We start from the raw sequence: 21,480 nt of genomic DNA, 5'->3' as shown, positions 1-21,480 counted from the left end.
ATTCCCTATTCCCTATTCCCTATTCCCTATTCCCTATTCCCTATTCCCTATTCCCTATTCCCTATTCCCTATTCCCTATTCCCTATTCCCTATTCCCTATTCCCCAAATAAACAAGGGCGTACAAATGCACGCCCTGTATAAAATAGTCAAAGAGTAAAAATTTTAATAGGTAACTTACTCAGCATCAATTGCTGCTGCGCCTTCATCTTCTTCACTCTTCGGTGGTCGTTGTTGGAACCTTCTTTGCATTCTTCCTGTGGTAGTTCGTTTACGAAACTTTCGGGCATATGCCTGGTTCCGTAGCGCCTTTTCTTTTTTCGGGTTACGGCGCTTAGCCATGTTCACCTCATTAATAAACAACAAAAACTGGCAACTAGGCATCGCTTGGGCAATATCAGCTACCAATAATCTTGATACACTTTTGGCCTAGTGCAGCAATCAAATCGCTTTAATCAGCATATAATCCTACCGCATTCAAATTGGCTATGTCAAGACTATCTTGCGATCGCTTCATCTTTTGTCAATGTTTGCAAACAAATCATTTGCACTAATAGTTAGCTGTATTTGAGGATATGTGAAGTACCCCGCATTGCAAATTGAGAATTGTTTATTTGTGGGGATTATATTTTAACTTTTTAAAATAGTAAATTCTAAATTAATTTAAAATTACTATACGATTTTTTGAAGTATCTGCTTCAATACGTATCTAATACTGCTTTGGAAAACGCTAACCTAGTCCCAAACTGAAAAAATCCCTAATTTGATAAATTTTATGTATATAGAAGTACAGTTAGATTATTTTAACTAGATGTTAGAATTAACAAGATTCTACGAAAAACGCTAGAATAAATTCCCAGTCCATCGACATTTTTGTATAAAATGGGACTCAACTAAAATTTATGAGTTGAGATGATGTTAAGTGCTGGGAAACTATAAGAATACAACACAAATATTTTTGACGCTTGAACCTTTTTGCTTTTTTTGCGGCATTTGTCCAATCTACCCGTAGCTTATGGCGCGTTGGGCAAACGGTATTGGGTATAATATTTCGTCATCCCATTACTGGTACTAGTATTATCCCAATTTTACCCGATGGTCGGATTGTCCTAATCCGGCGACGTGATGATGGTCTTTGGGCATTGCCTGGAGGGATGGTGGACTGGGGAGAAGATATTCCCAGTACGGTTTGTCGAGAATTGATGGAGGAAACAGGATTAGAATTGGTGAGTATTCGCCGTTTAGTTGGAGTTTACTCCTCACCAGACCGTGACCCTCGAATCCATTCGATTTGCATTGTGGTTGAAGCCCAAGTGCAAGGAAATATGGAGGTGGAGGACACTCTGGAGGTTTCGGAAATTCAAGCTTTTTTTCCTAATTCTCTACCTCCTGGAAAAATGTCTCACGATCACACTCGGCAGTTGCAAGACTATTTAAATGGTTTGACAACACTGGCATAATAATATTTAAAATTTTGTCATTGGTGATTTGTCCTTTTTTCTTTGCGAATGACCAATGACTAGTAACTATTAATTAATCTGCCAAAAACTAATTGATAAATGTCAGCCTTAAACTAGCGCTTTTAGGCGCGGAAACAATGAATATAAAAAATACCTTTTTTCCTGTTCCTCTTCTTTTGTCAAAGACGCTGCGCGAACGGGTGACGCTCCTAACGTCGCTAACGCCGCGCTAACGCCAGTCCCCCAGATGCTTCGAGGACTCGCTCTAAGCGAAGCTATGCCGCAGGCTTTACGCTGCGCTAACGTGACGGAGACCGTCAAGACGAGGGCTGGTCTCACCTGTTCCCTATTCCCTATATTTGTTAAAAGATGGATACGCTATTTCGGAACTCCCGGAGAAAGCTTTCTCAAGGGCTATTATTCTGGCGTGAAGTGGGTGAGAGGATTCCTGTAATTTTTTTGCATGGTGCTTGGAATAATAGCAGTCAATGGTTATCTGTGATGGAGTCTATTTCGCAAGATTGCCATTGTTTTGCACCCGATTTATTAGGGTTTGGTGAATCGGAAAAACCTAATATCCATCATTCAATAGATTTACAAGTTGAATGTTTAGCAGAGTTTCTGCAAGCTGTGAAGCTAGAAAAAGCTTATTTAGTAGGGCATTCCCTTGGAGGTTGGGTTGCTGCTAGCTTTGCTCTCAAGTATCCTGAGCAAGTCTATGGTGTAGTGTTGCTAGCACCGGAGGGTGTAGAGATAGAGGGACAAGAACAGTATTGCCAGAAAATGCGGCAATTAGTAAATTATTCACCATTAGTAGTTAAACTATTAAAGTTGCTGAGTCCTTTGACTAAAGTTTTCGGTTGGCGTGAACAAATTAGTCAGGACTTACAACTGCGTCAGGAACTATTACAATATCCAATTGCTTGCAGATTACTTTTCAACAGGAAGCAACCAGAAATTGAAGCGGAGTTATTACAAAAACGATTGTATTTAATGGAAGCTCCAGTTTTAATTTTACAAGGTGGTCAAGATACACCTGATGCTTTAGCTAGGAGTAAGGCTTATTCTTTCCTGACTTCAAAAGCTGAGTTAAAAATGATTGCTCATGCAGGAAATGACCTACCAGAGTCTTGTGCTGGGGTTGTAGCTGAAGATATTCAAGAGTTTATTAAGGGGTTTCATAAAGTTTCACCTTAAACTAACAATCTGACTGGTTAATTTTTTGGATTCCCCAAAAAATTAAATTTGATTCTACAATTAAATGTGCTGCGATTTCAGGATGCAGGGATTGAAGATAGTTTACTAGTAAAGTGCGATCGCCTCCTTTAATCGCAATTTTACTATGAGGAAATAAACGCCACCAAGCCTCAATAAAATCTTTAATTCCAGCTAATAAAGTGTAAATTATTCCACTTTGAATTGCCTCTGATGTATTGAGCGCAAAACGTGGAGGAAGAGATGCCAGGTTTTGGGGTTCTACAAATGGTAATTGTTCTGTTTTTTGATTGAGAGTCGCTAACTGTAAGCCTAACCCTGGTAAAATCGCCCCTCCTATCAGACATCGATTCGCATCTGCACATGTAAAAGTTATTGCTGTGCCAGCGTCAATCACTAAGATGGGAAAACCCCATGTTTGACCAGCACCCCATAAAGCCAAAGCACGATCAATTCCCAATGTGGGATACATACCCTTGAGTGGTATTTGGTCTAGGGTAATGACGTGAATATTGGGGTAAATTTGCCAAATTGCTGTTTGAGTGGGAACTACGGAGGCGAGGAAAAGAGGGGGAGATGGGGGGGATGGGGGAGATGAGGGAGATGAGGGAGATGGGGGGGATGGGCAAGTTGCTAATATCAATTCATTAAGTGTTTGATATTTGGCTAGCTGATTGATGACAGACTCAGGTAAATACTCTGTATCCCAAGTTAAATCAAGCATTTCGTCTCGAAATAAAGCCCAATGTAACCGAGAATTCCCAATTTCCAAAGCTAGCCAAACATTTTCTCTGCACACTCTGCGCCTCTACGGTTTTGTAGTTTTAAATTTCTTAACTTAACTATAGATTTTTTAATAAAATTTAACATTCAACACGTGTAACAATAAAGTTAGAGGAATAAATACTCAAAATGTTAAGGAGAGAAGTTATGGTAGCGCTCACCGAAAAAACTGCAAAAAGGCTCACCATACAGACTGTGGAAATTGCTGAGAAGACAACGGCAATTCGCTCATTGGATTGGGATCGCGATCGCTTCGATATTGAGTTTGGTCTCCAGAATGGAACTACTTACAACTCATTTCTGATTCGCGGTGAGCAAACAGCCTTAGTCGATACCTCTCACGAAAAGTTTCGCCAACTATATTTTGATACCCTTACAGGACTAATCAACCCAACAGAAATTAATTACTTAATCATCAGTCACACCGAGCCAGACCACAGCGGTTTAGTTAAAGATTTGCTACAGATGGCTCCAGATGTCACAGTTGTTGGTTCTAAAGTCGCAATTCAGTTTCTTGAGGATTTAGTGCATCAGCCGTTTAAACGGCGGATTGTCAAAAATGGCGATCGCTTGGATTTGGGTAACGGTCATGAATTTGAATTTGTGATTGCACCGAATTTACACTGGCCTGATACTATCTTTAGCTTCGACCATAAAACCCAAATTCTCTACACCTGCGATGCTTTCGGAATGCATTATTGTTCAGATAGCACCTTTGATGAAGACTTAAAAACTATTGAAGCAGATTTTGAATACTATTATGAGTGCCTGATGGGGCCGAATGCGCGTTCTGTACTATCTGCCCTTAAACGTATGGGCGAACTACCAACTGTCGGCATGATTGCTACAGGACACGGGCCATTATTATACCATAATGTTGTCGAACTGACTGGACGCTATCGCAAGTGGAGCCAAACCCAAGCCAAAGCAGAAACAGCGGTTGGGATATTTTACGTTTCCGAATATGGGTATAGCGATCGCCTAGCGCAATCAATAGCCAACGGTGTTAGCAAAACTGGTGTTGGTGTAGAGATAGTAGACTTAGGCGGAGTCGTTGACTTACAAGAGTTGCGGGAACTAGTTAGCCGCTGTACCGGATTGGTAGTTGGGATGCCCCCTGCTTCTGGTTCTGCTAACATCCAAGCAGCACTCAGTACCATCTTAGGGTCAGCTAAAGAAAAGCAAGCTATCGGCGTATTTGAAACCGCAGGTGGAGATGACGAACCAGTAGACCCTTTAATGAGTAAATTTCGTAACTTAGGTTTGATAACAGCATTTCCAGCGATTCGGATTAAACAAACGCCTACAGAAAATATTTATAAACAATGTGAAGAAGCAGGAACAGACATAGGACAATGGGTAACACGCGATCGCAGCATCAAAGCGATGAAATCCTTGGGTGCTGACCTCGACAAAGCACTAGGTAGACTCAGCGGTGGGTTGTATATTATTACCGCCAAAAAAGGTGATGTTTCCAGCGCTATGTTAGCATCATGGGTGAGTCAAGCCAGTTTCAAACCCTTGGGATTATCCATTGCAGTAGCGAAAGACCGGGCAATTGAATCATTAATGCAAGTAGGCGATCGCTTTGTACTCAACGTCTTAGAAGAAGGCAACTACCAAAAACTCATGAAACACTTTTTAAAGCGGTTCGCCCCTGGTGCAGATCGTTTTCAAGGTGTTAGAACCCAAGCAGCCCAAAACGGTGCCCCCATTCTCACCGATGCCTTAGCCTACATCGAGTGTGAAGTCATCAGCAGAATGGACTGTGGTGACCACTGGGCAGTGTATAGCACAGTTTATGCCGGACGAGTATCTGACCCAGACGCTTTAACAGCTGTCCACCATCGTAAGGTTGGAAATCACTACTAAGTGAGGGAGTGGGGAGTAGGGAGTAGGGATTAGGGGGAGCATGGGAGGCAAGGGGAGCAGGGGAAGAATAAATAATTACGAATTCCCCAATCCCCAGTCCCCAATCCCCAGTCCCCAATCCCCAGTCCCCAGTACCCAGTCCCCAATCCCCAACAAAGCCATGCTACAAAACAAACCCCGTGACGTTCAGGTCTATCCCATTGCTACAGATACAAGAGTACTGCGATCGCGCAGTTGGACAAGGCTCAGATTTGAAATTGAATATGCTCTTGCTAAAGGTACAACTGCAAATTCCTATTTAATTGAAGGCGATAAAGTTGCGCTGATTGACCCTCCAGGGGAGACGTTTACACAAATTTATCTCGAAGCGTTGCAGCAACGTTTTGATGTCAAACAGTTAGATTATGTGATTTTGGGACATGTCAATCCCAACCGGGCGACAACTTTAAAAGCTTTGCTAGAAATCGCGCCTGAAATCACCTTTGTGTGTTCCAATCCAGGGGCGATTAATTTGCGTGGGGCACTAGAAAATCCAGATTTGCCAATTATCGTCATGCGTGGCGATGAAACTTTGGATTTAGGTAAAGGACATGATTTGCAATTTATTCCTACACCTAACCCCAGATATGCAGATGCGCTTTGCACTTACGACCCACAAACAGAAATTCTCTACTCAGATAAAATATTTGGGGCGCATGTTTGTGGTGATCAGATATTTGATGAAGGCTGGGAAGTCTTCAATGAAGATCGACGCTATTATTTTGATTGTCTCATGGCTCCCCATGCCCGACAAGTTGAGACAGCATTGGATAAACTTGCAGATTTGCCCGTGCGAATGTACGCCACTGGGCACGGGCCTTTAGTACGCTACGGTTTAATCGAACTGACCAAAGCTTATCGAGAATGGAGTCAACAGCAGACATCTGCTGATACAACAGTAGCGTTGATCTATGCATCAGCTTACGGCAATACAGCTACCTTAGCTCAAGCGATCGCTCGTGGGATTACAAAAGCGGGTGTTGCAGTAGAATCAATCAATTGCGAGTTTGCTGATCTAGAAGAAATTCGTGGTGCTGTCGAAAAATCCGCTGGCTTTGTCATCGGTTCACCTACCCTTGGCGGACACGCACCCACACCCGTGCAAACCGCTTTAGGGATTGTCCTATCCACCGCGACTAATAATCAACTTGCTGGTGTCTTTGGTTCATTTGGCTGGAGTGGGGAAGCGGTTGATTTAATCGAAGGCAAACTCAAGGATGCTGGCTATCGGTTTGGTTTTGATCCTATTCGCGTCAAATTCAAACCCAACGATGTCACCTTACAGTTATGTGAAGAAGCGGGAACCGATTTCGCCCAAGCATTAAAGAAAGCGAAAAAAGTGCGATCGCAAAGTGTTCCTGCTACTAGTGTAGAACAAGCTGTTGGTAGACTTGTTGGTTCACTGTGCATTGTCACAGCCAAGCAAGGCGATATATCCAGTGCTATGTTAGCTTCTTGGGTATCTCAAGCCAGTTTTAATCCCCCTGGTTTAACTATCGCCGTTGCTAAAGACAGGGCTGTAGAAACTTTGACACACTCAGGTAACAAATTTATCCTCAATATCCTCAAAGAAGGTAATCACTTAGGGTTAATGAAACACTTCCTAAAGCCTTTTGGGCCAGGACAAGACCGATTTGCTGATGTTGCTGCTCAAGAAACTGAAAATGGCACTCCTGTACTTGCTGATGCTTTAGCATACCTTGAATGTTCAGTGCATACCCGCATGGAATCTGGCGACCACTGGCTTGTATACGCAACAGTAGATGATGGCAAAGTGCTAAATCAAGATGGCGTCACAGCGGTGCATCATCGCAAGTCAGGCAGTCATTATTAAATAATTCGTAATTCGTAATTCGTAATTCGTAATGACGCTCCTTCGTCGCTACCGCTAACGCTAACGTAATTCGTAATTAATTGAGGAATGGGGGATTGGGGAATTCGTAATTATTTATTCTTTCTCTGCTCCCCCTGCCTCCCCTGCCGCCTACTCCTCATTCTTCAGAGAGTGAAACTTATTGCACAGCTTATATCTAAAGGTTCTATCGAGTTTTCGATAAATTCCCTAGTCTAAATCTTGGAGTTGATTTCAGCACAGGGGAAAACTTTATATGACAACTAATCTATCTAATAATATCAACAAGGATATCAATGGATCGCTTGTGACTGGTATTCTTTTGATTATCTTCGGAATTGTTGCGATCGCTATACCTGCTATTTCAACAATTTTCGCTGAAACTTGGTTTGCTTTAATCCTGATATCTTCTGGATTTGCCAAGCTAGTTTACGCTACTCAAACACGCCAGCAGGGCGGCTTCATTTGGAAGCTGCTGTTAAGCGGACTTTACGTTGCCACTGGTGTAATGTTGTTCATTTATCCTCGCACAGGTATCTTGACGCTAACTCTGTTGTTAGGCAGCTTTTTGTTGACTGAAGGCGTATTCGAGCTGATTTTAGCTTTCCGCTTGCGCCCACAACAAAACTGGGCTTGGGTATTGGGTGATGGCATCATCACTCTCATATTGGGTGCGATGATTTGGTTTCAATGGCCCTTTAATGCACCTTGGCTGATTGGCACTTTGGTAGGTGCTAGCGTTCTCTTCACTGGCATCTCCAGAGTTATGCTATCGCTCAATACGCGTTCCTTCTTAAAAGGATCTGACTCTGCTGCTTAATAGACCTTTAGTTTCCCACGCCAGTTTGCACAACGGGTGGCTTCCCGCAGGGTAGCGACTGGCGTTTAAGTAATTCGTAATTCGTAATGACGCGACGCTCCTGTGTCGCTCTAAGCGAAGCTATGCCGTAGGCTTTACGCTAACGCTATCGAGGACTCGCTCTAAGCGAAGCTATGCCGCAGGCTTTACGCTGCGCTAACGTAATTCGTAATTAAAAATCCAGGTTTTTTGGAATACATGACTTTTTTCCCTTGACAATCTACACAACAGAAATGTCATACTTGCGTTAGTCCTAATAGAAGCCCCATCTAAAACACAAAAATCTAGGTTTTTTGAGATACATGACTTTTTTCCCTTGACAATCTACACAACAAAAATGTCATACTTGCGTTAGTCCTAATAGATCTCTCCCTTACCTAAACACCATAGTTTTGAAACTCTCTCACCTGCTAAACTAACGCCAAGCTAATAAAAATTCCCAGTCTGATTTTTATGCTTTAACATAAGTATTTGATACTACTAAAATTAAAAGCTAAGACAAAAAAGTCCTTCATTTTACTGGATTGTCACGTTTCTCCTCACGATAGATGTCAGCAAGCTACAAGATATTTATACTAAGAACTATAGTAGTTATATAATGTGATAAATCGTCTACTTCTTGATAAGTAGAACGGTGAGAAATTGTTTAGTTTTATTAGAAAACTAGTAATTTTTAACAAGGAAAATTGCTGTTAGATAGCTGATTAACTCTCGCAGTTTACCATTAGTCATAAACATAAAAAAATTGCTTGGTAAAAAACGGCTGTTTAACCCCAAAAGTCCCTCAATAGGATAGAAATAAATGATTTTGGACAAAAATAAGCCGCATGAACAGGCAAAAACATTATACTCTCCAATTACTAGCCAAGTAATTAATATTGGGTCAGTGAAATACTATTTTTTTCATAAATTAAAGTTATTGATTCCTGGCTTACTGGGTATAGGGCTATTGACCGCTAGTTGCGGCTCGTTACCTAAAGAATCAGCCAAGGCACAATCTCAGCGTGCTGATAGTGAACAAGGCAATAAAGCCAAGGCTGTAGATGTAGCGATCGCTCGCACTAGTTTATTGGAAAAACAACCAGATTATACAGGTACAACAACACCATTTCAAACAGTATCACTGCGATCGCAAGTAGAAGGGCGACTGTTAGCCTTAAACCTCGATGTTGGAGATACAGTTAGCCGGGGACAGCTAGTTGGACAGTTAGACGATGCCCTGTTGTTGACAACATTAAGACAAGCAGAAGCTGAACTCGCAGCTCTCAAATCAGAAGTAGCCAGAGCAACGGCACAAGTAAGCAACGCCCGTGCAGAAGTAGAAAGATTGCGGCTACAACTAGTACAAGCTCAAGCCGATTCCCAACGCCAGCAGAAATTGTTCAAAGAAGGAGCGATAGCCGAACAAACTGCCCAGCAAGCAAGTACTCAGACGCAAACAGCAGCGCAGGCACTACGGGCGGCGCAAGAGCAAGTCCGTACAGAACAGCAAGCCGTCGCCGCTGCTCAAGGTAGAGTATTTGCCCAACAGGCTTTAGTTGCCCAAGCCAAAGAGCGCCGCTCCTATACGCGTTTGACATCCCCAATTAATGGCGTAGTCACACAAAAAGTCATAGAACCAGGTAATCTACTACAAACAGGTAGCGAAGTCCTGAAAATTGGCGACTTGAACCGAGTCAAGGTCATCGTGCAAGTTTCCGAAAGAGAAATAGCATTAGTTCAAGTTGGGCAATCTGCACAAGTGCGTTTAGATGCTTTACCCAATCAAACATTAGTGGGGAGAGTGACGCGCATTTCTCCCGCTGCGGATGCAACCGCTCGTTTACCTTACATACCCGTAGAGATAGTAATTCCCAACAATCAAGGAAAAATTGGTAGTGGATTGCTGGCACGGGTAAATTTTGCCAACCAAACACTACAGCAAGTAGTGGTTTCCCAAACAGCTATTCAAGAATTAGCAACAGCACAAACAAATAATAAAGCTGTCGAGCAGAGAAATCAGAGAACCGAGTTACAACAGCATACTGGCACAATATTTGTAGTCAAAGACACAGAAGGTAACAATAAGGTAACAGCACGTGCTGTGACTCTGGGGAAAAAAGCTGATGGCAAAGTGGAAATTTTATCTGGTTTGCAACAGGGAGAGCGCTATGTTGTTCGTAGCGGTCAGCCTCTAAAAGATGGGGACACTGTACGTCTATCAATTCTTTCCGAAACATCTTCCACAGGCAATTCAAAATGACGTTTGAGTTTTTCATTTTGCATTTTTAATTGGAATAGAGTGACAGTAATGCAGCAAGTAAACAACGGTGGCGGATTTAGTATCAGCGCCATATCAATTCGTCAGCATATCGGCACACTCATGCTTACCCTAGCAGTGATAGTACTAGGTGTATTTTTTATCGTTAAACTACCTGTAGATTTACTACCATCAATTACTTATCCTCGAATTGGTGTGCGGATACAAGCACCTGGCATTTCCCCTGATGTAGCAATTGATGAAGTCACAAGACCTTTAGAAGAAGCTTTTACAGCTACCGAGGGTGTCATACAAGTTTTTTCCCAAACTCGTGAAGGACAGGTCAGCTTAGATTTGTATTTTCAACCGGGAGGAAATATTGACCAAGCCTTAAACGATGCCACAGCTGCTTTTAACAGAGCTAGAAGCACACTGCCAGACACCATCGAAGAACCTCGCTTATTTAAAGTTGATCCTTCTCAGTTACCCGTTTATGAATTTGCATTAACTTCGCCTTCCCTAGAAGGAGTTGATTTGCGTGTTTTTGCGGAAGAAGAACTAGCACGGGAACTAGGTGTAGTACCAGGTGTAGCAGGGGTGGATGTATCAGGAGGAGTTCAAGAAGAAGTTAGGGTCAATATTGATTTAGACCGCTTGCAAGCTTTGGGTGTAGGTTTAACGGATGTTTTAGACGAACTGAGAGACCGCAACCAAGACATTTCTGGCGGTCGGATTTTGGGACAAAATTCTGAGCCATTAACCCGCACCGTCGGCCGTTTCCAAAATGCCAACCAAATCAAAGACCTCTCCTTTGAAGTTTCTTCCTCCTCATCTTCCTCATCTTCCTCATCCCCCACCCCCAACCGCCGCGTCTACCTACGGGATTTTGCTGAAGTTATTGATGGTTCAGAACAACAACGGATATACGTTTTACTCAATGGGGAACAAGCTGTAAAAGTCAGTATTCAAAAGCAACCAGATGCTAATACGATCGCCGTTGTTGATGGTGTAAAAAAGCGTCTGGAAGAACTGCGTAACTCTGGTGTAATTACTGAAGGAACAGTGATCACGCCCACTTTGGATGAGTCGCAATTTATCCGCAACTCTATCCTGAATGTTACCAGTTCTGGATTAATTGGCACATTATTAGCTGCGATCGCCGTTCTTTTATTTCTTGGTTCCCTACGACAAACTTTTATTATTGTTCTTGCCATTCCCTTAGCCACTTTAGCTGCCATCATCTTGATGGGGCTATTTGGCTTATCCCTTAACGTTTTCAGCTTGGGTGGTTTGGCTTTGGGTGTGGGGATTGTGGTGGATAACTCCATCGTGATGTTGGAGAACATTGCCGAAGGTGCCGGCATGACTCCTGGCAAAGATACCAAAACCCGCTTGAGTCAGCAACAACTAATTTCTCAGGCTGAACAAAGTAGTCAGGAAGTAGAATCAGCTTTGGTTGCTTCTACCAGTACCAACTTGGTAGCCGTGTTACCGTTTTTGCTGATTGGTGGTTTTATTGCCCTGCTATTCAATGAACTAATTCTTACCATTAGCTTTTCCGTGGCAGCTTCGATTTTGATTGCCGTTACCGTCGTGCCAATGCTGGCTTCTCGGATGTTGGCATGGCGATTTTCCAGTCGCTTAAGCCAATTTTGGCTACTGCGAGAATTTAATCGTCGCTTTGATGCTTCTACCAGGGGATATGGGAGATTTTTAGCTGGGGTGTTGCGCTGGCGGTTAGTCACGGTAGCGATCGCACTTGTATTGTTTGGGGGTAGTAGTCTATGGATGGCTCCCCAAATTCCCCAAGAAATTCTCCCCCGCATTAACACCGGACAAGCCAACTTAAACGCCCAGTTTCCCCCCGGCACACCCCTAGAAACGAACCGTAAAGTCATGGCTGCGGTGGATGATATTCTCCGCAAACAACCAGAAACAGAATACGTGTTTTCCACATCTGGCGGTGCCCTTTTTAGCAACGTTACCAACGCTAATCCTTTACGGGGTACCAGCAACATCACCCTAAAACCAGGTACAGATGTCGAAGCTTATGTCGAACGAGTTACTCAAGAGTTTGACAAGCTGAATTTAGCAGGAATTCGCTTACGTCTGGCTCCTGGTCAAGTGCGGGGTTTAATTCTCAATAACTCTCCGGTACGTGGTGCTGATGTTGACCTGATTCTTCAGGGTAATAACACCAGTGTTTTAGAGAAAGCTGGTCACCAGGTGTTAGCAGCTTTGGAAGAGCAAGTTACTTCGGTAAGATTTCGTCCCGATGCTGATGATCGCCAACCAGAAGTTCAAATTATTCCTGATTGGGAAAGAGTTGCCGCTTTGGGGCTAAATACTACAGACATCGGAGAAACGATTCAAACTGCGATCGAAGGGAGTATACCAACTCAATTGCAACGTGGCAACCGTTTAGTTGATGTCCGCGTGCAGTTGGATGAAGCATCGGTGCAAACACCTTCTCAATTGGAGAGGTTGCCCTTGTTTGTAGAAAATAATCGCCAAGTAAGATTGAGTGATGTTACCAAAATTGTAGAAGCTCAAGCTCCTGGAGAAATTCAACGCATCAACCAGCGTCAGGTTTTCTTAATTGCTGGCAGTTTGACTGAGGGAGCTAGCCTTAGTAGTGCTTTAGCCCAAGTGAATACGGCAATGGCTAGTATAGATTTGCCTGAAGGTGTGAGCGTATTACCTAGTTCCGCAGCTGAATCTAATCGGCAATTGCAAAGCTCTCTGCAACTATTAGGTGGATTAGCTACCTTTTTAGTTTTTGTGGTGATGGCGGTACAATACAATTCTTTGGTTGACCCATTGGTAATTATGTTTACAATCCCACTAGCATTAGCTGGGGGTGTTTTTGGACTTTATATTACTCAGACTGCTATTGGTGCGACGGTGATAGTCGGCGCAGTATTACTGGTGGGTATTGTGGTCAACAACGCCATCATTATGGTGGAATTGGCCAATCAAATTCTAGAACGGGAACAGGTTGACCGCAAAACGGCGATTTTAAAAGCTGCCCCACAACGGTTACGTCCAGTATTAATGACTACTATTACTACTGTTTTAGGGATGTTTCCGCTGGCGTTGGGAATTGGGGAAGGTTCGGAGTTTTTGCAACCATTGGGTGTAGTGGTGTTTTCTGGTTTGTCTCTGGCAACAGTGTTAACGCTGTTTATTATTCCTTGTTTTTATACGCTGTTGCACGATTTATTGGGTGGGAGTTGGACGAAGCCGATGTCAGTATGGTTGAGGGGATGGAGGAAAGGGTTTGGCGATTCGCGTTCTAGAGTTGGGATGCCTAAATTATTTTTACGAACCGCCAAGGACGCTAAAGACACCAAAGAGAAGAAAGAGATTGATAAAATCTAGATATTAAGCTCCTAATTAGAGCTTTGTAAGAAAATTAGAGCTTTATTGCTGGTGTTATCTCGGAGCTTTTTCTTTTTTTAACCGTTTACTACAGATTCTTTAAAGTTTCGCGAATTTAGAGGTGGTAGTGTTTTATAAGTTGACAAAGGCTAAGTGAAGATCGTCTAAATAGACCGGGTTTTTACTGAAAAGGTAGGATAAAGGTTTTATCCGTGATATTCCCGTTGCCGAGTCAGAAACAATACAAAACCAAAGGATCAAGAGAATGCGTCTGAGAAAGCTAGTCAGCTATGGGATTTTTGTCCTGGTGTTCGTCATTGGGTTCGGTTTCACGACAGTTGCCCGTGGTAATGGTAATAGCTATCCACCCCCAATTCCCCAGGTAACGTTCGCCCAACAAACTAGCGATCTCATGCTCAGCACGTTGTTCGCAGCACTGACGCAGGAATTTGACGAAACTACGGTGGATAATGTAGAGCAGGGTAAGCAGTCTATCTCGCTGATATTTAATGATGAAAATAAGGATATGCGGTTGGTCGGTACTGTTGGCCCGTTGCGAGAAAACGATCGCCCTCGTGATGACTTCGAGCGTCAGGCAAACGCGCTAGCGTTGACGACAGGGGAGCCATTGACGTCAGTTCAGCGCGTGAGTGGTCAATGGTACTATCGACGCTCAGTTCCCTTGACCAACTTCAGAGCAGAGTGTGCGCTCTGCCACGCCAATTATCCAGCCGGCCCTACATCAGATAAGGTGGGTGCGCTCATGCTCAGAGTGCCGATTAGAAACTATTAGTTCTCGAAAAATTTCTGTTGCAAAAGGCGATCTGGTCAGTATGACTGCGATCGCCTTTTTGATTTCTCTTGTCAAAATCAGCATAAAATGCCAAAAAACCTGGTCATCACGACCAGGTTTTTGTGGGATATATTCCCCAGGCTAGTTATAGAAGTTCAGTATAAACCGCTTGTTCTGTTAATGACTACAACGTCTGGGTTAAAAGTTCCAGAAAATTACAACTTCATTATCTAGGGATGTGTAGCTTGCCGCCGTAGGCATCACTAATCCCAGAGAACCATGTAGACAAATATATACTACAAATGTATTATTGATATTAGTCTTAACTACAAATGCTACAAATTCGATGATCAGCAGATTCTCTTCAACCATTAGTAGTGTGATGCATTGCCAAACCAGCAGAGGTTTAGGCAGAGTTGTTGTGCTGTTTGCGTTTGAGGGAATATATTTGTTCGTAGGCGGTAAATCTGCAAGTCTTGATATTTTTGGAGCAATTGCCGGATGGCTGAATTTAGACCAACTTATTCAAAGCGGGAGGTGCAAGTGTTTGCTAGCACCGATATCAGGCAAAAAGTTGACCCCCGCTTTTGATAACCAGATGCGGGGGTTATTTTTTTAGGAGTGAATTAACGTATGGAAGCTCAGCAGCAAAGTCAGCAACCACACATATTACAAAACTCGGTAGTAGTGTTTTCCAAAAACTACCTACCACTGGCACGCATCAACATTAAACGCGCAATTGTGTTGTTAATCACGGGTCAGGCAGAGTCTTTGGATTTCAGCAATACGAAGCTTTGGGAAGTGCGTTCACCTAGTATCGTACTACAAGTGCCCGAACATATTCGTCTAACTGTTGGCAATCCTGAGCGGCACTGGAAAGTACCGCCTGTAAATCGGCGTGAGGTGTTAAAGCGTGATAACCATACCTGTCAATACTGCGGTAGCACTAAACGTCTCACGCTTGACCATGTAATCCCCCGCTCCAAAGGTGGACAACACAGTTGGGACAACGTTGTAACCGCATGTGAAAAGTGTAACTCAACTAAGAGCGATCGCTTACCTCACGAAACGGCAATGGTGTTGAAAACTAAGCCTAAAGCCCCAATTCACCCAGCAGTCGCATTTGCTGAACAATTCTGGAGCGCCCAACGCATCAGTGAGAGCGAGTAATTCACTTCCAACCTGATGAGCTTTTAAGTTGCATAGTTCAAACCGCTCTTAAGACGCGGGGACGCGGGGACACGGGGACGCAAAGATGTAATTTGAATGACGATTAGCTTACAACCATTAGATAACCTTGCTCTCTCACATCTTTAACTGGTTGCGGCGTAAAGCCTCCGGCATAGCTTCTCTACGAGACGCTACGCGGTAAGCGCAGCGATGCCCGCAGGGCTTTACGCTTAGAGCCTCGGAGTCCCCCACCATACATATTTACACCCAGTCCCCAGTCCCCAATCCCCAATCCCTTTTAAGATTGTGCGATTAACTCACGATACACTGTCAGTGTTTCTTGATGAACGCGGGCAACATTTAACCATGCGAGGTTTTGATTTGCTCGATTTTTCCACTCGTGTAGCATATCTGAATTGCTCAGTAGTTGCGATAAAACGTTGGCTAAAGCATTACTATCTTTTGCTGGCACTAACAAACCTGCCTGTCCATGTTCTAAGGCTTCAGGAATTCCGTCTACTTGAGTACCAATAATAGCTGTTCCAGCTTCTCTGGCTTCTGAAATGACCAAAGGGCAGGGGTCACGATGGGAAGCAAGGATAAATATGTCACAAGATTTTAAGTAGCGTTGAGGTTCTGGTTGAAAGTTTTCAAAATGAATGCGTCCCGCTACAGAAGTTGCCTGTGCTTGCGCCTCGAATAATTCTTTATCTGGCCCATTGCCGACAAGATAAAGATGAGCTTGGGGAAAATTTGGGGCAATTTGCTCAAAGGCAGTGATCAACTCAGCTATTCCTTTTCGTTTATACATTCCGGCTACGGTAGCGATCGCCGGTCGTTGTAATTCCAAAGCTTGGTATTCTTGTATTTGACGGGTGCGAGGACTACCTAAAGTGCCGTTGCAGATCACTACTAGCTTGTTCTCTGGGATACCACGTTTTACCATAGATGTGCGTACAGCCTGACTCACAGCAATCACTTTTTGGGCTAAACCCATTAGTAAACTGGCTCGCTGAAACTCGTTGTGTACTGTGGAAACCAAAGCATACTTGTGCGGATATCTGAGAATACGTGCTAACACGATTCCTGTCATCATATGGGCATGAACGATATCTGGTTGAAATTCTTTAGCGATCGCTCGATAACGCCTAGCTGCTTGAATTATACTTAGCGGTTTTCTGGTTTGGTCTAATTGATAGTGTTTGACACCATAAACAGCTAGTAATTCCTCGTATTTTCCACCAGCAGAAATTACCGCTACTTCATGACCAGCTTTTGCTTGTAGGCAAGCCAGATCCACAGCCACATTCACAATCCCGTTACCTATCTCTTGAATATGGTTTAAGATATGTATTATTCGCATTATGCCTGAAAAAACGTCAAAAATTCAGATAAGTAACTGAGTATATATAAACATCATCCCCAAGGTTATCGACAGCATTTTATGATTAGTTAGTAATGAATAAAACTCACTGTTAACTAATAAATAATCACAGTCTTAACCAGCTATTTATACCAATTCGCTATTTAGCAAATTAGATGCAGCAAAACTTTCCTGGTTTATATTTGTTGCCTGATTTTAGAGAATTGGTATTACTCTCTAAATACTGATTTGCAATAGACTGATCCGGAAGTTTGAAAATCTGTCTAGATCAGCGTTTTAAATTGACACTCTCCGGGCTAAAGCCACGGAGATTCTGTAATCTACCTTGTTACTTGCTCTAATAGGCTTTCGCCTAAAAGAGTAGCGGCAACGAGTCCTACAGCGTTACTTTGGACGTGCCCCGTCCTAACTTGTCTTGCAAGATTCAAAATGTTAATTGCTGCATTTTCATCCCTATGCAAACTACATCCACAACTGCAAACGTGGGTACGAGTTGATAGGGATTTTTTAACGATTACACCACAGTTTGAACATTTTTGTGATGTGTAATGTGGTGCTACGGCAACAGCTAACTTACCAAATTTACCAGCAAAATACTCAATCCATTGCCTAAACAAATACCAGCTAGCGTCAGCAATTGACTTAGCCAAACAATGGTTTCTGAGTAGATTACGCACTTGCAGGTTTTCATAGGCTACTAAGTCGTTAGACTTGCATACGTTACGCGCTATTCTCTTAGCGTGTTCATTCCGTTGCCTACTTATTCTTAGGTGCTTTCTGGCAAATATAGCTCTAGCCTTTTTACGTCCTAATGAACCTTTTTTCTTTTTGTAAATGCGTCTTTGAGCGTGCTTAACTGATTTTTCAATCTTTTTTAAAAACTTTGGATTAGCCTCTTGATGACCGTTAGAATCGGTGTAAAAACTTTCTAACCCAACATCTAAACCGATTTCATTACCTGTTGATGGTTGAATATTTGAAACTTCAACATCAATACAAAACTGACAGTAATAGCCATCGGCACGGCGTACCAATCTAACACGCTTAATTGTTTTAACAGGGTAAGTTTGAATATCCCACTTACCTAACAATTTTAACTCACCAATACCTTTTTTATCAGTTATGGTAATACGGCGTTTAGTTGGGTTTATTTTCCAGCCTGATGTCTTGTACTCAACTGAGCGATTATCATGCTGAAATCTTGGATACCCTTTTTTACCTGATACTTTCTTTTTGCAATTTTCGTAAAACCTTGATATTGCTAACCATGCTCTTTCGGCTGATGATTGCACCGCCATTGAATTTAAGTTAGCCACAAATTTAAATTCGTTGCGTAGTTCCGTTGAATACTTATTGAGCGCAAATCTATCAATTTTCGACTCTCTTGGCGCATCCATCCAATACCTCAAACACTTATTTCTAATGAATTGAGTTGTTTTGATGGCTTCCTCAATAGCTAAATATTGAAGTTTCTTCGCTTTAATTTTGTATTCTAGAACTAGCAACTTAATCACCTCCTTGTTGTTTATGTATTATGTCGATTATACTATATATTTATACAAACTTACAATAGGTTATTTCGGAAAATGGTAGCTTTTACACCAGATGAATATAGGCATGAGGGGAATGCTATATCATTACTCAATTACCACTTTGTTTTTATTCCTAAACGTAGAAAAAAAGTTCTGGTCAATGAGATAGCCGAACGACTTCAGCAAATCATCTGTGATGTTTGCAATGAGAATAGATGGAAGATTATTGCGATGGAAATCATGCCAGACCATGTACATTTATTTTTAAATGCAAAGCCGACAGACAATCCATCCCAAATGATGAACAAAATTAAAGGCAGAGCATCACATCATTTAAGAAAAGAGTTTCCCGAACTACTCAAGTTACCAACACTATGGACACCAAGCTATTTTGTATCGACTGCTGAGAACATCAGTACAGAATCAGTTAAACGATATATTGAACAACAACGAGATTGAAAACAGTACAAAGGCGTAAACGCCTTCAGGCAGCTTTGATCCCCTGCCTGAAGTACGAGATACGGCGCTGTCTGCCTGTCTCTCAGGGGTTTTCAGCATGCCTTTCTTATAAACTATAGTAGCGCAAGTCTTTGCGCTACTACTAGGGGCTAATTTAGACAGTCGTAATGTCTTTTTCTTTTTCTGCCAACAACTCATCTATTTTGGCAGTGTACTTGTTTGTTAGTTTTTGCAGTTTGTCTTGCTGATCCCGTGCTTCGTCTTCAGGAATTTCGGCGTTTTTTTCCAGTTTCCGAATGGTGTCTATGACATCACGGCGAATGTTGCGGATAGCAACACGACCTTCTTCAGCATACTTAGCAGCAATTTTTACTAGCTCTTTACGGCGATCGCTAGTTAAGGGCGGAATATTCAGCCGAATTACAGAACCGTCGTTGCTGGGTGTTAAACCCACATCCGACATCGAAATCGCCTTTTCAACGATGTTTAAACTGCTGCGATCGTAAGGCTGAATTAAAATCGTTGAAGCATCTGGTGTGGTGATATTTGCCAGTGATTTTAGGCCAGTGGGCGAACCGTAGTAGTCCACCATCACTTTATCTAATAAACTCGCATTGGCGCGACCAGTGCGAATTGTGTTAAAAGATCGTTGAGTTGCCTCAACGGTTTTTTGCATCGTAGTTTCAGCTTCAGCTAATTTCACAAGAACCTCCCACAAGGGTGCCGATGGATTCTCCCATGACTGCACGGTGGATGTTACCTCGCACCGTGAGGTCAAATACAAGAATTGGGATGTTATTTTCTTTACACAAGGCAATCGCAGTACTATCCATTACCCGCAAATCTTGGGCCAAAACGTGTGCGTATGTGAGGCTATTGTAACGTTTGGCTTGGGGATAAATTTGGGGGTCAGCATCGTACACTCCGTCTACCTTGGTAGCTTTAAAAATCACTTCAGCATCAATTTCTGCGGCTCTTAAGGCCGCAGTCGTATCTGTGGTAAAGAAGGGATTTCCAGAACCAGCACCAAAAATTACCACCCGCCCTTTTTCAAGATGACGGATGGCACGACGACGAATATACGGTTCCGCTAATTCTTGCATAGCGATCGCGGTTTGCACCCGCGTCTGTACCCCTATTCGTTCTAGCGAATCTTGCAGCGTCATGGCATTCATTACCGTGGCAATCATCCCAATGTAGTCAGCGGTTGCCCTGTCCATCCCCGCTGACGCCGCTTTGACGCCACGAAAAATATTGCCGCCGCCAACAACGATCGCAATTTGAACGCCAGTGGCTATCACCTCTGCTACTTCTTGCGCTATCTCTTTGACCACTTCTGGATCAATACCATAGCCCATGTTGCCCATTAAGGCTTCACCGCTTATCTTGAGTAAAACCCGTCGGTAATTCGTTCCCATGAAGTCACGCTTTATCAGAAAAGTTGCAATTGCCTCCAATTTAAGATAACAGCACAGTGACTATCTATGTCTATATATATTTTTAGTTACGCCAAATTAATAAACTACCTATGGGTTCTGTTTGAGCTAAATATATCTCTTGACCTTTAAATAACGAGGCGATCGCACTCCTGAAATAATCATCCGCTGCCACTAAAGAACTTTGGGGATGATTATCAATTTTACCTCTGTAGCGCACTATACCAGTATTATCGATTAAAAAGGCCATTGGTGTTTTAATTGCACCAAAGCTACGAGTTACATCTTGGGTAGAATCCCATAGGTAGGGAAAATTGAGTTGATGATGCTTGGCAAAAGCTTTCATCTGCTCAAAGCTTTCTGTAGAATCGCGATTGACACCACTGCCATTCATGCCAATTAATGTAAAGCCACTTGCGGCAAATTCTGCTTGAAGATTTTTCAGCTTATCTAGATATAAACTCACATAAGGGCAGTGGTTGCACATGGAAATGACACCAACTGCACGGAACTTTTCGAGATAACGACTAAGATGATGTACTCGATCATCAATTCCTGGCAGTTCAAAATCTGGCGCATAGCTGCCAACGGGAGTGTTAATTGTTTCTAGTATGGTCATCTTCTATGGCTCTAAGGAACTAGGAACAGACAAAATACTGTTAAATTCAGCGTCAGTTTCCAGATGCAATTCATCTTATAGCCGATGCTTGATATCATATGATTTTATAAACGAATTTAACTCCGGTAAATTGTAAAACTACTGAATCTACCGCTAATGCCGATTATTGCAATTCACAATATTTTCATATAAACGCCGCCAAAAATGAGCAGCGCTCTTTAATGTCATACGTTTGTAAAATAATAAACTAATCTGCTTTTAATTTGCATCTTTAGGTAGTAGGCAGAATTTAGTCAGAATAAGTTTAATCAGTTAGCAAGTGAAAATACACACTGTCTAAGAGGCTGTTTGAAAAGTCAGGTAGTTTGTAAAAAAACTCTCTCAGTGTA

At 42.6% G+C, this 21,480-nt stretch carries 19 protein-coding genes; 11 read left to right on the top strand and 8 right to left on the bottom strand.

From position 1 onward, the window contains the following. Positions 1-175: 175 nt before the first annotated feature. Positions 176-340, bottom strand: coding sequence for an Asl3888 family RNA-binding protein (locus AC5JMF_RS18405; protein ID WP_009457656.1), 165 nt, complete (start codon positions 338-340; stop codon positions 176-178). A gap of 623 nt (positions 341-963) precedes the next feature. Here AC5JMF_RS18405 and AC5JMF_RS18400 point away from each other — a divergent pair. After that, the gene (locus AC5JMF_RS18400; protein ID WP_495797167.1) at positions 964-1,458 is read left to right on the top strand and encodes an NUDIX hydrolase; all 495 of its coding nucleotides are present in this window, start codon (positions 964-966) and stop codon (positions 1,456-1,458) included. A gap of 369 nt (positions 1,459-1,827) precedes the next feature. After that, the gene (locus tag AC5JMF_RS18395) at positions 1,828-2,655 is read left to right on the top strand and encodes an alpha/beta fold hydrolase (RefSeq protein ID WP_495797166.1); all 828 of its coding nucleotides are present in this window, start codon (positions 1,828-1,830) and stop codon (positions 2,653-2,655) included. A gap of 1 nt (position 2,656) precedes the next feature. Here the strand turns inward: AC5JMF_RS18395 and AC5JMF_RS18390 are convergent, their stop codons facing one another. After that, entirely contained in the window at positions 2,657-3,472 is an 816-nt protein-coding gene (locus tag AC5JMF_RS18390; RefSeq protein ID WP_495797165.1) for a pantothenate kinase, read from the bottom strand. Between the two features lie 131 nt (positions 3,473-3,603). Here AC5JMF_RS18390 and AC5JMF_RS18385 point away from each other — a divergent pair, with 131 nt between their 5' ends. The 6 genes from AC5JMF_RS18385 (at position 3,604) to AC5JMF_RS18360 (ending at position 14,491) form a co-directional block, all read left to right on the top strand. Then, complete coding sequence (locus tag AC5JMF_RS18385) at positions 3,604-5,328, top strand: diflavin flavoprotein (protein WP_495797164.1); 1,725 nt, start codon at positions 3,604-3,606, stop codon at positions 5,326-5,328. A 160-nt stretch (positions 5,329-5,488) separates the two neighbouring features. Beyond that, positions 5,489-7,201, top strand: coding sequence for a diflavin flavoprotein (locus AC5JMF_RS18380; protein WP_495797163.1), 1,713 nt, complete (start codon positions 5,489-5,491; stop codon positions 7,199-7,201). A 274-nt stretch (positions 7,202-7,475) separates the two neighbouring features. Continuing rightward, positions 7,476-8,039 (top strand): HdeD family acid-resistance protein, encoded by a 564-nt coding sequence (locus AC5JMF_RS18375; RefSeq protein WP_495797162.1) that lies wholly within the window; start codon positions 7,476-7,478, stop codon positions 8,037-8,039. Between the two features lie 841 nt (positions 8,040-8,880). Continuing rightward, the gene (locus tag AC5JMF_RS18370; protein ID WP_495797161.1) at positions 8,881-10,320 is read left to right on the top strand and encodes an efflux RND transporter periplasmic adaptor subunit; all 1,440 of its coding nucleotides are present in this window, start codon (positions 8,881-8,883) and stop codon (positions 10,318-10,320) included. Positions 10,321-10,368: 48 nt separating this feature from the next. After that, positions 10,369-13,698 (top strand): efflux RND transporter permease subunit, encoded by a 3,330-nt coding sequence (locus tag AC5JMF_RS18365; protein WP_495797160.1) that lies wholly within the window; start codon positions 10,369-10,371, stop codon positions 13,696-13,698. A gap of 265 nt (positions 13,699-13,963) precedes the next feature. After that, positions 13,964-14,491 carry a hypothetical protein gene (locus AC5JMF_RS18360; RefSeq protein WP_495797159.1) on the top strand — a complete coding sequence of 176 codons (528 nt, stop codon included), beginning with the start codon at positions 13,964-13,966 and terminating at the stop codon, positions 14,489-14,491. 198 nt (positions 14,492-14,689) lie between these two features. Here AC5JMF_RS18360 and AC5JMF_RS18355 read toward each other — a convergent pair whose 3' ends face one another. Further along, positions 14,690-14,863 carry a hypothetical protein gene (locus AC5JMF_RS18355; protein WP_495797158.1) on the bottom strand — a complete coding sequence of 58 codons (174 nt, stop codon included), beginning with the start codon at positions 14,861-14,863 and terminating at the stop codon, positions 14,690-14,692. 10 nt (positions 14,864-14,873) lie between these two features. Here AC5JMF_RS18355 and AC5JMF_RS18350 point away from each other — a divergent pair, with 10 nt between their 5' ends. Next, the gene (locus tag AC5JMF_RS18350) at positions 14,874-15,110 is read left to right on the top strand and encodes a hypothetical protein (protein ID WP_495797157.1); all 237 of its coding nucleotides are present in this window, start codon (positions 14,874-14,876) and stop codon (positions 15,108-15,110) included. A 14-nt stretch (positions 15,111-15,124) separates the two neighbouring features. After that, entirely contained in the window at positions 15,125-15,661 is a 537-nt protein-coding gene (locus tag AC5JMF_RS18345) for an HNH endonuclease (protein ID WP_495797156.1), read from the top strand. 298 nt (positions 15,662-15,959) lie between these two features. Here AC5JMF_RS18345 and AC5JMF_RS18340 read toward each other — a convergent pair whose 3' ends face one another. Both AC5JMF_RS18340 and AC5JMF_RS18335 read right to left on the bottom strand, forming a co-directional pair. Continuing rightward, positions 15,960-17,024, bottom strand: coding sequence for a glycosyltransferase family 4 protein (locus AC5JMF_RS18340; protein ID WP_495797155.1), 1,065 nt, complete (start codon positions 17,022-17,024; stop codon positions 15,960-15,962). Between the two features lie 341 nt (positions 17,025-17,365). After that, the gene (locus tag AC5JMF_RS18335; RefSeq protein WP_495797154.1) at positions 17,366-18,550 is read right to left on the bottom strand and encodes an RNA-guided endonuclease InsQ/TnpB family protein; all 1,185 of its coding nucleotides are present in this window, start codon (positions 18,548-18,550) and stop codon (positions 17,366-17,368) included. Between the two features lie 81 nt (positions 18,551-18,631). Between AC5JMF_RS18335 and tnpA the strand changes: the two genes are divergently transcribed. Further along, positions 18,632-19,036 (top strand): IS200/IS605 family transposase, encoded by a 405-nt coding sequence (gene tnpA / locus AC5JMF_RS18330; RefSeq protein ID WP_495797153.1) that lies wholly within the window; start codon positions 18,632-18,634, stop codon positions 19,034-19,036. A 154-nt stretch (positions 19,037-19,190) separates the two neighbouring features. On the opposite strand, the gene frr is transcribed toward tnpA, so the two are convergent. The 3 genes from frr to AC5JMF_RS18315 all read right to left on the bottom strand — a co-directional run bounded on the left by frr (position 19,191) and on the right by AC5JMF_RS18315 (position 21,091). Next, the gene (gene frr, locus AC5JMF_RS18325) at positions 19,191-19,739 is read right to left on the bottom strand and encodes a ribosome recycling factor (protein ID WP_495797152.1); all 549 of its coding nucleotides are present in this window, start codon (positions 19,737-19,739) and stop codon (positions 19,191-19,193) included. After that, positions 19,726-20,454 (bottom strand): UMP kinase, encoded by a 729-nt coding sequence (gene pyrH, locus AC5JMF_RS18320; RefSeq protein WP_495797151.1) that lies wholly within the window; start codon positions 20,452-20,454, stop codon positions 19,726-19,728. The genes frr and pyrH overlap by 14 nt, the downstream gene beginning before the upstream one ends. Before the next feature lie 82 nt (positions 20,455-20,536). After that, the gene (locus tag AC5JMF_RS18315; protein WP_495797150.1) at positions 20,537-21,091 is read right to left on the bottom strand and encodes a thioredoxin family protein; all 555 of its coding nucleotides are present in this window, start codon (positions 21,089-21,091) and stop codon (positions 20,537-20,539) included. Positions 21,092-21,480: the final 389 nt, after the last annotated feature.

It is taken from the genome of Desmonostoc vinosum, assembly GCF_059505385.1.
The sequence above is the reverse complement of the archived record's forward strand: the minus strand, read 5'-3'. Positions and strand labels throughout refer to the sequence as shown.